Source organism: Olivibacter sp. 47, assembly GCF_030372825.1.
Lineage (GTDB): Bacteria > Bacteroidota > Bacteroidia > Sphingobacteriales > Sphingobacteriaceae > Olivibacter > Olivibacter oleidegradans.
This window is the reverse complement of record NZ_JAUCNR010000001.1, coordinates 726,660-740,149: the sequence shown is the minus strand read 5'-3', so window position 1 is coordinate 740,149 and position 13,490 is coordinate 726,660. Positions and strand designations below refer to the sequence as shown.

Here is a 13,490-nt window from a genome sequence, read left to right as displayed (position 1 = left end):
TTTTATTCATGAAGAAGCGTATGGCGGTTACCCTATGGGCGACGATGGCAGTCAGCCTGTTGTCGGCTCAGGTACGAAAAGAAATTTATTTAAATAAAGGATGGTCTTTTCAGCGAGGCGATATAAAAGGAGCCGAACAACCTGATTTTAACGATCAAAATTGGCAAAAAATAAATATTCCGCACGATTGGGCTATCACTGGTCCGTTTGATAAAGAAATCGATAAACAAACGGTAGCCATTACGCAAAATGGTGAAACGATACCTAGCGAAAAAACGGGCCGCACCGGCGCACTTCCCTACATAGGAGTAGGATGGTACCGGACGACGTTGCCGAAAGAATCTTTAGCCGGCCGCCGTGCAAGCATTATATTCGACGGAGCTATGAGCGAAGCACGGGTCTATATCAACGGAAAGGAAGTGGGATTTTGGCCCTATGGCTATAACTCTTTTCATTTCGATATCACTCCTTTTTTAGGGGTTGAAGGCGAAAATGTGTTAGCCGTTCGGTTGGAAAATCAACCGGAATCTTCGCGTTGGTATCCGGGAGCAGGTTTATATCGGCCTGTTCGGCTATTATTTACAAATGAAACTGCGGTGGTGCCCTGGGGCCTATCGGTTACCACGCCAGTGGTATCCGACAGTTTAGCACAAATTAGTATAAAGGCAGAACTGAATGCGCACCAAAACAAGAAATTGCGGGCAGTAACAACCGTTCTCGATCAGAAAAGCCATGTACTTCTCACAAAGGAGGCGAATTTAGTTTGGCGTGGAATTCCGATAGAGGAAAATCTAATATTGGAGCGACCTGCATTGTGGTCGCCCGAGCGCCCAGCTTTGTACTTAGCAAAGATCGAACTTTATGATGGTGATCGATTAGTGGATGTGGATTCCGTTCGCTTCGGTATTCGTGAGGTAAAGGTCAACGCTCACGGTGGTTTTATGTTAAACGGAAAATCTAGAAAGATTAAGGGCGTTTGCTTGCACCATGATTTAGGCCCTTTGGGTGCCGCCATTAATAAAGCGGCTTTGAAACGGCAACTTTTAATTATGAAAGAAATGGGCGCGGACGCCATTCGCACGGCTCATAACATGCCCTCACCCTGGCAAATGGAGCTTTGTGATGAACTGGGATTGATGGTGATGGCCGAGAGCTTTGACGAGTGGAAAGCTGCAAAATGTAAAAACGGTTATAATCGTTTCTTTGACCAATGGGCAGAGCGCGATTTAGTAAATTTGATTCGCTGTCACCGCAATCATCCGTCCATTGTGATGTGGAGCATTGGCAATGAAGTGCCCGAACAAAGCATGGACGGAGGTAATCGAATAGCTAAGCGCCTGCAGGATATTTGCCATCGCGAAGACCCGACACGGCCTGTTACCATAGGGATGGATCGTGTAGATAATGCAATTGCCAACAATTTTGCGGCACTCTTAGATGTGCCGGGATTGAACTACCGCACCCACCGTTATCAAACTGCTTACGATAAGCTACCTCAAGGTTTTATTTTGGGTTCCGAAACAGCTTCAACAGTCAGTTCGCGTGGTGTTTATAAATATCCGGTACAACCTTATCAACAAAAAACCTATCCGGATGCCCAAAGCTCATCATATGATCTGGAGAGCTGCAGTTGGTCGAATTTACCGGAAGAGGATTGGGAACTGCAAGATGATAAACCTTGGGTAATAGGAGAGTTTGTATGGACGGGGTTTGATTATCTGGGAGAACCGACACCTTATGATCAGGTTTGGCCTTCCAGAAGTTCTTATTTCGGAATTTGCGATTTAGCGGGATTACCAAAAGATCGCTACTATCTTTACCGTAGTAAATGGAATCAAGAAGCGCACACCCTGCATCTATTACCACATTGGACTTGGCCAGGCAAGGAAGGCGATATCATCCCCGTGTATTGCTATACAGATTTCCCTGAAGCGGAACTCTTTGTGAATGGCGTCAGCCAGGGAAGAATCAAGAAAAATCCAGCGAGCAAATTAGACCGTTATCGATTGCGTTGGAACAAGGTGGTATACCAACCAGGTACGTTAAAAGTAGTAGCCTATAATGAAAACGGTGCCATAGCTCAGGAAAGGGAAGTACATACTGCGGGAAAGCCTACCGGTTTAAGATTAAGTGCCGATAGAAATCAATTGATTGCTGATGGAGTAGATCTGTCTTTTATAACGGTTGAAGTGATTGACAGCGAGGGTAATCTCTGCCCGGATGCCGCTGTTCCCTTGTCTTTTACGGTAGAAGGTTCAGGTAGCTTTAAGGCCGTCTGTAATGGAGACGCAACGTCTTTAGAGCCTTTTCATATCCCGCAAATGAAAACGTTTAATGGAAAGCTGGTCTTTATTGTACAAGCTGCGGAGAAGAAGGGGGCAATTCGTGTGAAGGTAAGCGGAGCTCAGTTGAAAAGTGAAAGGATGGCCTTGGAAGTTGAGTAGCTAATGTGATGATTAGCTGATGGTTGAGTGGTTGAAACGTTGAGTAGAGAAGTGGTTAATGTGATAATGATGGCCTGCCTTTCAACAGGTAGGCCATCACTACGAGAGGCAAGCTTTTTTACTTTTTAATTTTTAATTTATCATTCATCTTAAACGATGGCGGAATGGCGTCATCTCCGGTGGCCCAGGTTTTGTTGGGATGTTTCCCCATAACCAGTTCAAGTTTACCGCCTTTCATCAAATCTTCATGGCTAAACCAGGATTTGTTCCAGGATACGCCATTGAGTTTTGCTGACTGGATGTATTTGTTGTCAGGTGAATAATTCTCGCAAACCACACTGAATATCTTACCATCACCGATGTCCAGCGTGGCACTTTCGAAGGTTGGACTTCCGATGACATACATGGGTAAACCGGCGGTGATGGGATAAAAGCCCAATTGGGAGAACACGACGAAAGAAGTAAGGCCTCCACCATCCTCATCACCTGGGATGCCCATCAAATCGTTGCGGAACCATTGCTGAAGTAATGTACGCACCCGTTTTTGCGAACGCCAGGGTTGTCCCGCATAATTGTATAGATAGGGGATATGCATGGCGGGTTCATTACCCATTGAAAATTGACCAACATTTCCACTATGATCCGCATAAATATGGTAAAAATCGGGTCTTCCTTTACCCAGCGGCGTACTGAACATATCTTCCAAGGCATCAATAAATGCCTGTTTTCCGCCGATTAATTGTACGAGATCACCAATGTTATGAGGTACGTCGAAGCGATAAACATAACCGGTATTTTCATCATAAGCATCGCGGCCACCAATACCGGGAGGAAATCGGTAATCCATATGAGGTATAAAAACCCCAAAGGTATCTTTTGGATGGAAAAATTTTGTTTCAGGATTAAAGACTTTGCGATAGTTTAGGCTTCTTTCCGAAAAGTATTTGGCTTCATCCGTTTTTCCAAGCTTGCTAGCTATTTGCGATAAACACCATTCATCATATACTGTGCCGAGTGTCACCGCAATGGGCTGCCTGCGTTCCCAACTGTGCACTTCCGGTACGGTTTCCTTTTCGCCTGGTGCCAAGGAAGGAAAATAGCCGTGGTCTTTATAGAATTGATCCAGTACGCCTGCTGGTTTAGCCGACCAGGGAGCTAAGGTTTTCTCTGTGATGGCTGCTTTGGCTACCCGATAAGCTTCTTCCAAATTAAAATTCCGAAGCCCTTTATTATATGCGTCTGCAACCATCGCCACTGCATGATTGGAGTTCATCCTACGACTATCCCCCGTAACCTCGGGAAAATTAGGCATCCACGCGCGCGGCATTTGTTGCGTCATAACAATATAGGAATTAATCATGTTTGCCTCCATTTCCGGCTCAATCAATATGCGAAGTGGGTGGGTCGCCCGATAGGTGTCCCAGATCCAATCGTCGGTGTAAAAGGGTCTGCCTTTGTCGTCATGGACTTTACCATCGTAAGCACTGAAATATTTTCCATCTTCAGAAAGGCAGATCATCCTTTCGTAAGTCCGATACAAAGACGTATAGAAGACAGTTTTTGCATCCTCATCGGTGCCGGTAACTTTTATTTTGTTCAATGTCTGATTCCAAATGTCGCGCCCCCTTTTTGAAATCGTCGCTAAATCAAAATCCCTAATCTCCCTACGAAGATTTCTTTTTGCCTGCTCCGTACTGATAAAGGATACACCATAACGTAGCTTTATTTTAGTGGTGCCTTTAGGATATTGTACGATAAAATAGGCATCTTCGCCCTTTGTGCTTTTATCGTTTGTGCCGACCTTATCACCTTGATTTGTTCCAATAACAATAGGCTGCACATCCGTTTCCAAGTAGATATATACCTTGGTCTGTTTATCTAAATTCTGGTATCCACTGATATGCCGGTTGTCATGAGATAGTTCACCATTTCGGGTGTTGAAAATCAAATAGGTGTCTTTCTCCGGGTGATTGAAATGAAGCTCATAAATACCGGATTGATGCGAAGGAGCATATTGTACCGCAACATTCTGTTCATCAAGGTCTACACTATAGAAATAAGGTTTGATTACTTCATTGTCGTAGCTCAAGGGAAGTACATGCTTGATATCTTTTACCACTCCTTGAAAAGGACTTAAATTAAACGCGGAACTTCCCCGATGACTGGTTACAATAAGCGGTAAGCCCCTCAGTACGTTTCCCGTGAAATTTTCGCGCTCCGGATAGATACGCAAAAGACTGTTAGGTAAATGGACCGTCGGATAAGTTGGAACAAGCAGATGACTGATATTTCCGATATAAGGATTAATATAGTCGACCGGATCTTTTGCTGTTTGCGCAAAAAGTTTAGTCGCAAATACCACTGAAAGTAAAATGGTTAAAATAGTTGGTCGTTTCATGATTGTAAAGTGTTGACTATGTACTTTAAGCCAAAAGGTATAAACTTATTTGCCGTAAATATAAGCTTAGTATTTTGTTTTTGAAATTACTAATATGTTTTAGCAGTAATTAAAGAGATTTTTATAGTTGCCGTTTAATGGCACCGGGTGCTTGTCCATACCATTTTTTAAAACTGTGCAAGAAAGAGGCGGGTTCAGCATAGCCTAGTAGGTAGCCAATGTCAGCGATGGCATAGCCATCGTGTCGTAATAAAAGCAAAGCAAGTTCTTTATTTAAACTATCTGTCAGCATCCGGAAGCTTAATTGCTCTTTTGCTAAAATGCGCTGAAATGTACGCGGGCTGAGATTAAAATTTTCTGCAACCTGTTCTAACTTGGGAAGGGCTGGTGTAGCTAGATTCAGTGCCGCAATTTTTACTTTATTGGCAAAGGTCTCGTCATCCATTTTGATTCGCTCAATGAATTGTAAGTATTGAGGAACCAGGTAATCTAAACAATGCTTACGATAGCTTCTGATTGTCGACTTTAACACGATGTTCTCGAATTCGATTTCGTGGTGTTTCCCATAGGTGAAGTCTTCCGGATAGTGGCTGTCGTAATAGGGCGAGCGCGCCTGAATCTCGATACCTTCTACGCACATCATCCGAAGCTCTTTCATAATAATCGTTTGTACACACTCCAGTACGATCTGGCTAAGATGATTCGGGCCATCTTTAATGGAAAGCTGAATCGTATATCTTCCTTGAGAAAGTCTGCTGTCTAGTTGGACAATGGGTAAAGTGGCGTCGACAAAGTTGCGTAAATAATACAGTCCTTCTTCTACACTGGTTGCTTGCAAAGATATCTGATAAATGAGGCCTAATGCGTTTAAGTTAAGGAAACTACCAACGCGCAGTCCAAGATACTCATCTTGTAATTGCAGTCTTACCTGATCAAGGATATCATAGAACAAATCGGTCGAAATAACGGTATGTCCATCATGCAGATGGGTAGATAGCGAGGTTGGTAAACGATCGTTATCTAGCAGGTTTTTTCCATGCTGACGGATAGATAAGTAATTAATAAAAGCCTGTAGATGTACCGCGAGGATTTGCATGTTGTTTTCAGATTGTCGCAAAATATCAATTTTTCCTTAGCAATGAAAGATAATTTTGATAAAAAAAAACAGCTATGGAAAGATTAAAAAAAGTAATGTTTGTGAATGCACTAAGCTCAGGTGCAACGGGTTTGTTATTAATTGTTTTATCCGAAAATATTGCTGAGCTTTTTAAAGTATCAAATGGGATTCCGCTCGTTGCAGTGGGTGCCTTTTTAGTAGCTTTTGCCTGCTTGGTTTACTACGCGAGCCGTCGAAGTCAAGCAAAGCCACAAGGTGTAAAGCTCGTTATTACACTTGATATCATTTGGGTATTAGTCAGTGTCCTGATTTTGATAACCGATGCCTTTCGTCTGTCGCCTGTTGGGAATCTAGCAGTTAGTCTGGTAGCTATTTGGGTAGCACTCATGGCATATTTGCAGCATCGCTATCTCCGAGAGGGCTCATCAAATACAAAAAAATTAGTTAATACATAAAACATATGAAAACGATAGCAACTGCTCAAAGCGCGCAAACAAGAGATGTGGTATACAATTACATGGAGGCTTTGGCCAATAGAGATTTAACGAAAATCATGAGACTGTTTGCTGAATCGGTGGATTGGTATATTCCCGGTAATTTTAGTCGTGCTAGCTGGTTGGGTAAAAGGAGTGCCAAGTCAGAGATACGTATGTTTTTCGAGGATCTATGGTCGAATACGAAACCACTGACAGCCTCGATTCAGTATCTGTTTGTTGACGATGAAGTAGCGATTGTTGTAGGCGAATTCTCTACGAAAATGCTGCCTACTGATCAGGTCGTTGATTCACTTTTCTCTATTCTGATAAGAGTACAAGAAGGGTTGATAAGTCAATACCGCCTACTGGAAGATAGTTATGCTGTATCAGAGGCGCTTGGTGGCAGTAACTAAAACACTATTCAGCATTATGGGTTATATTATAATAATATGAACAGCTATGGAAAAATCAAGCAAGACAGTATCCTTATCTTTTGATGACTATAAAGATATGGCAGAACCATTGAAAATACCTGCTAATTTTGATTCAAATGCACCTGTGGTGGATCAGGTAATTTATACCTTAGGGTATATGATGGAGGGGACTGTGGAAGACATCGCCAATAAGTTGATCGAGTTCAATCCTTCCTTATCTATTGATGACGCAAAGCAATACAGCAATGATGTTTTGGTAAAACTTCACGAGCTGGCAAAGGTGAACACAATGCATGTAAAAGGTCAATTAAAATACCACTTACATAAGGAGGTTGTGTCTCATAGGGGACAAATAGATCCAGATGAGCTAGAATTGGAGCGATAGGAAACAAAACATCAAAGGAAGCCTACCTAGGAGACTTCCTTTGATGTTTCTTATTTCTCTAAGGTCTTTTCTATTTCCTTACTGAAAGAATAAGGTGCGTCGGTTGGTGCTATACCTCTTTCTTTGTTGGGTGTTTTTTCCATTTGATAGACAATATTCGCTCCACCCTGTAAATCACTGTGTAGAAAATAATTCTTACCATAAGCTTTACCGTTCAATTCAACGCGATTAATGTAGCGGTGATCGCTGCTGTTCCTAGGTGCCTTAATGGTTACTTGCTTACCATTCTCTAAATGCAGTTTAACCACCTTAAATAAAGGTGAGCCAATAACATATTGGTCGGTTCCAGGACATACCGGATAAAATCCGAGCGCTGAGAAGACATACCAAGCGGAAGTCTGACCATTGTCTTCATCTCCACAATAGCCGTCCGGACCAGCGGCATAAAGCTTATCCATAACCTCCCGAGCCCAATACTGTGTTTTCCATGGCTCAGCTGCATAGTTATATAAGTAGATCATATGCTGAATCGGTTGGTTTCCATGAGCATACTGCCCCATATTCATCACTTGCATTTCCCGCATTTCATGTATCATGGAGCGGCTTTTCATACCTTCAGCACCTGGAATAATAAAAACCGAGTCGAGCATTTTGGTAAAAGCGCCATTACCGCCCATTAGGTCAATCAAGCCCTGCGGGTCATGGAAGACCGACCAGCTGTAATGCCAACTATTTCCTTCCGTAAAATCTCGGCTCCAATCAGTGCCCTTAAATGCGCCGGAAAAGCTGCCATCCGCTTTTCGGCCACGCATCAGCTTGTAGTGAATGTCGAACACATTTTTATAATTCATGGCCCTTTTTGCATAGATGGCTATTTCTTTTTGCGGCTTGTTAAGTTTTTTTCCTAAGGTATAGATTGCCCAGTCGTCATACGCATATTCCAGGGTACGGGCAACGTTCTGATTAATGTCTAGATCATTGGGGATATAGCCGTATTGATTGTATTCTTGATAACCTTTACGTCCGGATGCGGAGACTGTGGGGTGCACGTTATTAGCGCCATGTTTTAATGCCTCCCATAGGGTTTCGATGTCATAACCCTTTAGACCTTTAATATAGGCATCTGCTACTACAGAAGCGGAGTTGTTGCCTACCATAATGTCGCGGTGTCCCGGACTGGCCCATTCGGGTAAGAAACCACTCTCTTTATAGGCATTTACCAACCCTTCTTGCATTTTCACATTCATTGAAGGATATAAGAGATTAAGGAATGGAAATAAAGAACGGAAGGTGTCCCAAAATCCGGTATCCGTAAACATATAGCCTGGCAAAACCTTTCCATTGTATGGACTATAATGAACGATTTTCCCTTCGGCGTTTATTTCATAAAAGCTCCTTGGGAAGAGAACCGAACGGTACAGACAAGAGTAAAAAGTACGTAGGTTATTGATGTTTTCATCGGCAATTTCAATCTTACCGAGCGTTTTGTTCCATACCTCTTTTCCCCTTGATGCAAGTTGATCAAAATTGTCGGCACCCAGTTCTTTCAGGTTGATAGCCGCCTGTTCAAAGCTTATGAAAGAGGAAGCAACCCGTGCATGTACTTGTTCGCCTTTAGCGGTAGCAAAACCAATAATAGCCCCGCTATGATCTGCTTGTACTTCCAAAGGTTTCTCTTGAATGCGCTTTTGATCAACCGTTGCCTGATAAGTAAAATCCTTATCGAAAACAATAACGAAATAATTTTTGAAGTTGTCGGGCACTCCGCCACTGTTGCGTGTGGTGTACCCGATTATTTTGCGTTCCTCGGGTATAACCTTAACATAAGAGCCTTTATCAAAAGCGTCGATAGTTACATAGGCGTTTTTCGTTTCAGGGAATGTGAACCGAAACATGGCCGCCCTTTCGGTCGGCGTAATTTCGGTGACCACATCGTGATCCGCTAAATACACCTTATAATAATAAGGCTTTGCGATCTCCGCTTTATGGGAAAACCAACTGGCACGCTCGTCTTCGTCGAATACCGGTTTGTCCGTTAATGGCATCAAGGAGAATTGTCCATAGTCGTTCATCCAAGGACTTGTTGATGAGTCTGTTTAAAACCCTTTATCTTGTCAGCTGTATAGGTGTAAACCCATCCATCGCCCATTTTACCGGTTTGCGGAACCCAAAAGTTCATGCCCCAGGGCAGAGCAATGGCGGGATAGGTATTGCCGGTAGAGAGCTCGAATTTGGATTGCGTACCAACCAATGTGTTCACATATGAAACAGGATCAGTGTTTTCTTGGCCCATAATGAATGTGCGCGTAAAGAGCAGGGCTGTAACAATAAAAGTCGTTTTAAAGTGGGCTTTCAATTTCATTTTTTAGTTTTTTCAGATAGCACAAATAGTAGAGGAAAAGATTAAGGCATGTCAAGACTGATCATGACCGGAAAATGATCTGAAGGTACACGTGCACGATGATCTGTTAACCGCACTTCTTTAGGGAAATTACCCGATTGATAGGCATCTTGCGGATTTTGTAGCATCGAGCGATAAGTGTCGGTCAGAATGCCATATTTATGAACTTTAAAGTCTGTTGTTAAGAAAATGTGATCGATGCGACTGTCCGTTTTACTATTTGGATTGAAGTTATTGAAAGTGCCGTTCGTTACGTATCTGAAAGGAGCCGCCTCAAAAGCATCTTGTAAAATATGAGATTGCTCCAATACTTGATAACTGTCGCTATGCTGATCGACGTTAAAGTCGCCGGTAAGAATGGCGGTGTGATTTCCTGCCAATTCTTTGACCTTACTCAGAATAAGTTTCGCACTTTCCTTTCTGGCAGTCGTACCCACATGATCAAAATGCACGTTAAAAAAGTAGAGCGTTTTCCCATTTGCTTTTACTTGCAGCTTGGCCCAGCTACAAATCCGAGGAAGAACAGCGTCCCAGCCCTTATTAGGATAGTCTGTTTGCGTGGAAAGCCAAAAATCTCCGTGATCTAGCAAATCAAATTTTTCCATATTATAAAATATCGCGGAGTATTCGCCTGCCTGCTTTCCGTCATCACGTCCTACACCGGTATAGTTATAATTAGGTAAGCTGCTTTTCAGGTCTTCCAGTTGATGATATAAGCCTTCCTGTGTGCCAAAGATATCAAATTCATGAAACCGAATTAAGTCGGCGATAATGGGATAACGTTGTTTCCAGCCATCGCCACGTGCAGCATCCTCTTTGTTATTATCATTTCGAATATTATAAGTAGCCACGTAAAAACGTTGTGCAAATAGAGAAGAGGAGAGTAAGCTAAGACAGATTAGCAAAAGCAAGCTTTTTTTCTTTAGTAAATACATTGATCGTTTGTTTTAGTTTTAATAAAGCTAAATTGATTTAGCGTAATCAGTGTTTTAGTTACCGAATTTGAAAATGGAGAAAGACGGGAACGGCTACCTGGTTATACTAAGTCAATGGCTCCTACAAAACTAAGCTTTTTGGCGCGAAAATAAAGTTTACTATGTATTTTTGTCTTTACATGTTGTTTAAGCACAATCGGAATTTTTCAGGCATTGTTTCAGCTTACGTAAACGATCTTTAGCCTGAGTAAGTTTTATTTACCCAGCGCTTTTCGCACTGCCGGCGCTACTTTGGTACCTAACAATTCAATGGTTGTCATCAATTCTTTATGCGGAGGGGCACCCACATCGGCATGTAGCAGAAAGCGGGTCAAGCCAAAAAGTTCCTGGTGATAAAGTATTTTATCCACCACCTGATTGACATCGCCGATAAAAAGGGCACCATCACGGCTTCGGCCACCTTCAAACTGCTCTTTTGTATACGGTGCCCAGCCGCGGTCTTTCCCGATGCGATTCATTTGCTCAGCATATAAAGGGAAATAACGATCGGCTAGCTCTTGACCATGCGTGCCAATCAGTCCATGTGAATGCGTAGCGATCCGCATTTTTGCCGGATCATGACCAGCCTTTATGTATTCCTGTTTATACAATTCAAAAAAAGGTTTAAATTGTATCGGCATGCCACCGATAATGGCGATGATTAATGGCAGTCCTAACCGACCTGCTCTCATGACCGATTGAGGAGTACCTCCAACGGCAACCCAAATATCCAAGCCCTTTCCGGTAGCGCGGGGTAGTACCTGTTGTTCTTCCAAAGGTGCGCGGAATCGGCCTTTCCAAGTAATCACTTCGTTTTTATTAATAGCAAGTAAGAGATCTAATTTTTCCGCAAACAGACCATTGTAATCGCCTAGGTTATATCCAAACAGAGGGAAGGATTCGGTGAAACTACCTCGTCCGACTGTAATTTCGGCCCGACCGTTTGATATCAAATCCACACTGGAAAAATTCTGATAGGTGCGGACAGGATCCGTTGAACTGAGTACCGTTACCGAACTGGTCAGTTTAATCTGTTTAGTCATACCAGCTGCCGCAGCCAGTATAATCTCCGGACTGGAAACAGCGAAATCAGGGCGGTGGTGCTCGCCAATGCCGAAAACATCTAGTCCGACTTCATCTGCCAATTTTATTTCTTCCAGTATTTCTTTAATCCGCTCCTGAGCGGATTGAAAGGTCTTTGTATCGTGATTATACGATAAATCGCCAAACATGCTTAAACCTAATTCCATAGTAATTTTTCGTAATTTCCTAAAAGTAATCGCCTTAAGGGTACCCTTTGTAAGGTATTGCCGTCATTAAGGGCTTTACTGTTAATTGTAATCAAAGGTAAGAACTCGTTTATTGTCTGTTCTTGATGTAGGATAATAAGTTTATAGATTCTTGCAAAAATGATTGGGTCTTAACGACTGAATCTATAATTTTACAGCCTATGTGGATAAAAAAAATAATTCTTACAGCCTTATATTGTTTTTACCTGTTCGGTTCCGGAAGCGCGCAAGAGCGTCCCAATATTATTCTTGTATTGGCCGATGATATGGGGTACTCCGATTTAGGTTGTTATGGTAGCCCTAGCATATCGACCCCTTTTTTGGATTCAATGGCTGCTAATGGGGTTCGTGCTACCGATTTCATGGTGACGAGTCCTTCCTGTACGCCTTCACGTGCATCCTTATTGACCGGACGTTATGCTTCTCGTTATAATCTTCCGGATCCGATAGGCCCTGGATCAACATTAGGGCTGCCGGACGAAGAAATAACCATTGCCGAAATGTTAAAAGAAGTGGGGTATCGCACCGCTTTAGTAGGAAAATGGCACCTAGGAGATAAGCATGATTTCAACTATCCAACGGGGCAGGGCTTTGATTCATTTTTTGGCATGTTGTATAGCCATGATTATCGCGATCCCTACGTGAAAACAGATACGACAATTAAAATTTTTCGAAACCGAAAGCCTGCGATACAAGGTCCCGCCGATTCTAATTTAAGTCGGATTTACAGCGAAGAAGTTATCCGTTTTATTAAAGAACAAAGGAAAGATCAACCCTTTTTTCTATACTACGCCCATAATATGCCTCACTTACCGGTCGCTTTAGCTGCCGAAGCCGATCGGATGAAAGCGTTGCACTTTGGAGGAGCCTTGGGTGCTGTTGTAGAAGATTTGGATAAGCAGCTGGCTTTGATGTGGAAAACATTGGAAGAGCAAGGATTGGCCGATAATACCATGTTGATTTTTTCCAGTGATAACGGACCATGGATTGAGTATCCTATTAGAATGAGTGGCGACGGTGTTACAAAAAATTGGCATGTGGGCACTGCGGGCATGTTCAAGGGGTCTAAAGCACAGACTTATGAGGGCGGGGTACGTGTGCCGTTTATTGTTTACTGGAAAGGACGCACACCAAAAGGAGCCGTACTGCGAAGTGCGATTAGCAACGTAGATGTATTACCTACTTTAGCTGAATTGACGGATGCCTCATTACCTAAAGCACGCGAATTGGATGGGCAATCAATCGCCCCATTGCTCATGGGAAAAGCTAAAGATCTGGATTTTGAACACCGTCCTATTTACTTGGTTAATCATGGCAACGTGGAAGCAGTAAGAAGTGGTAGTTGGAAATATCGGGAGTTGCCAGCTGGCATAAATAATAATTCAGGAAAAGCTTATCCTGCAGCCAAAGAACTTTTTAATGTTTCCTATGACCCGAGTGAGCGAACCAATGTTATCGACGAATTCCCTGAAAAAGCAAAAGAGCTAAAAAAGTTGTTTGATGCTTTCAACGCAACATCCAAATAGAAATTAAGTAGCGCGCCGGTAGCAGAAGAAGGGGCTGTCTTCTGTG

9 protein-coding genes and 1 pseudogene are annotated in these 13,490 nt (G+C 42.8%); 5 read left to right on the top strand and 5 right to left on the bottom strand.

What is annotated here, in order from left to right:
- Positions 1–8: 8 nt before the first annotated feature.
- A complete protein-coding gene (gene galB / locus QT327_RS03230) occupies positions 9–2,444 on the top strand; it encodes a beta-galactosidase GalB (protein WP_130858466.1) in 2,436 nt (811 codons plus the stop codon).
- A 118-nt stretch (positions 2,445–2,562) separates the two neighbouring features.
- Here galB and QT327_RS03225 read toward each other — a convergent pair whose 3' ends face one another.
- Positions 2,563–4,842 carry a GH92 family glycosyl hydrolase gene (locus QT327_RS03225; protein WP_130858465.1) on the bottom strand — a complete coding sequence of 760 codons (2,280 nt, stop codon included), beginning with the start codon at positions 4,840–4,842 and terminating at the stop codon, positions 2,563–2,565.
- A 121-nt stretch (positions 4,843–4,963) separates the two neighbouring features.
- A complete protein-coding gene (locus QT327_RS03220) occupies positions 4,964–5,938 on the bottom strand; it encodes an AraC family transcriptional regulator (protein ID WP_130858464.1) in 975 nt (324 codons plus the stop codon).
- Between the two features lie 74 nt (positions 5,939–6,012).
- Here QT327_RS03220 and QT327_RS03215 point away from each other — a divergent pair, with 74 nt between their 5' ends.
- From QT327_RS03215 to QT327_RS03205, 3 genes are read left to right on the top strand one after another with little or no spacing between them, the layout of a single operon-like run.
- Complete coding sequence (locus tag QT327_RS03215) at positions 6,013–6,414, top strand: hypothetical protein (RefSeq protein WP_130858463.1); 402 nt, start codon at positions 6,013–6,015, stop codon at positions 6,412–6,414.
- Positions 6,415–6,419: 5 nt separating this feature from the next.
- Positions 6,420–6,848 (top strand): nuclear transport factor 2 family protein, encoded by a 429-nt coding sequence (locus QT327_RS03210; RefSeq protein ID WP_130858462.1) that lies wholly within the window; start codon positions 6,420–6,422, stop codon positions 6,846–6,848.
- Positions 6,849–6,894: 46 nt separating this feature from the next.
- On the top strand, positions 6,895–7,254 hold the full coding sequence (locus QT327_RS03205; protein WP_013667789.1) for a hypothetical protein: 360 nt from the start codon (positions 6,895–6,897) through the stop codon (positions 7,252–7,254).
- A 50-nt stretch (positions 7,255–7,304) separates the two neighbouring features.
- Here QT327_RS03205 and QT327_RS03200 read toward each other — a convergent pair.
- From QT327_RS03200 to QT327_RS03190, 3 genes and pseudogenes are all read right to left on the bottom strand, one after another.
- Positions 7,305–9,616: pseudogene (locus QT327_RS03200) on the bottom strand (GH92 family glycosyl hydrolase).
- Between the two features lie 41 nt (positions 9,617–9,657).
- Positions 9,658–10,590 carry an endonuclease/exonuclease/phosphatase family protein gene (locus tag QT327_RS03195; RefSeq protein WP_130858460.1) on the bottom strand — a complete coding sequence of 311 codons (933 nt, stop codon included), beginning with the start codon at positions 10,588–10,590 and terminating at the stop codon, positions 9,658–9,660.
- Positions 10,591–10,844: 254 nt separating this feature from the next.
- Positions 10,845–11,879, bottom strand: coding sequence for an LLM class flavin-dependent oxidoreductase (locus tag QT327_RS03190; RefSeq protein ID WP_130858459.1), 1,035 nt, complete (start codon positions 11,877–11,879; stop codon positions 10,845–10,847).
- A gap of 200 nt (positions 11,880–12,079) precedes the next feature.
- Between QT327_RS03190 and QT327_RS03185 the strand changes: the two genes are divergently transcribed.
- Complete coding sequence (locus tag QT327_RS03185; protein ID WP_130858458.1) at positions 12,080–13,444, top strand: sulfatase-like hydrolase/transferase; 1,365 nt, start codon at positions 12,080–12,082, stop codon at positions 13,442–13,444.
- Positions 13,445–13,490 lie beyond the last annotated feature (46 nt).

Bases quoted from the DNA above. Each gene is read 5' to 3' on its own strand.
- galB (WP_130858466.1), top strand. From the start codon at position 9: ATGAAGAAGCGTATGGCGGTTACCCTATGGGCGACGATGGCAGTCAGC.
- QT327_RS03225 (WP_130858465.1), bottom strand. From the start codon at position 4,842: ATGAAACGACCAACTATTTTAACCATTTTACTTTCAGTGGTATTTGCG.
- QT327_RS03220 (WP_130858464.1), bottom strand. From the start codon at position 5,938: ATGCAAATCCTCGCGGTACATCTACAGGCTTTTATTAATTACTTATCT.
- QT327_RS03215 (WP_130858463.1), top strand. From the start codon at position 6,013: ATGGAAAGATTAAAAAAAGTAATGTTTGTGAATGCACTAAGCTCAGGT.
- QT327_RS03210 (WP_130858462.1), top strand. From the start codon at position 6,420: ATGAAAACGATAGCAACTGCTCAAAGCGCGCAAACAAGAGATGTGGTA.
- QT327_RS03205 (WP_013667789.1), top strand. From the start codon at position 6,895: ATGGAAAAATCAAGCAAGACAGTATCCTTATCTTTTGATGACTATAAA.
- QT327_RS03195 (WP_130858460.1), bottom strand. From the start codon at position 10,590: ATGTATTTACTAAAGAAAAAAAGCTTGCTTTTGCTAATCTGTCTTAGC.
- QT327_RS03190 (WP_130858459.1), bottom strand. From the start codon at position 11,879: ATGGAATTAGGTTTAAGCATGTTTGGCGATTTATCGTATAATCACGAT.
- QT327_RS03185 (WP_130858458.1), top strand. From the start codon at position 12,080: ATGTGGATAAAAAAAATAATTCTTACAGCCTTATATTGTTTTTACCTG.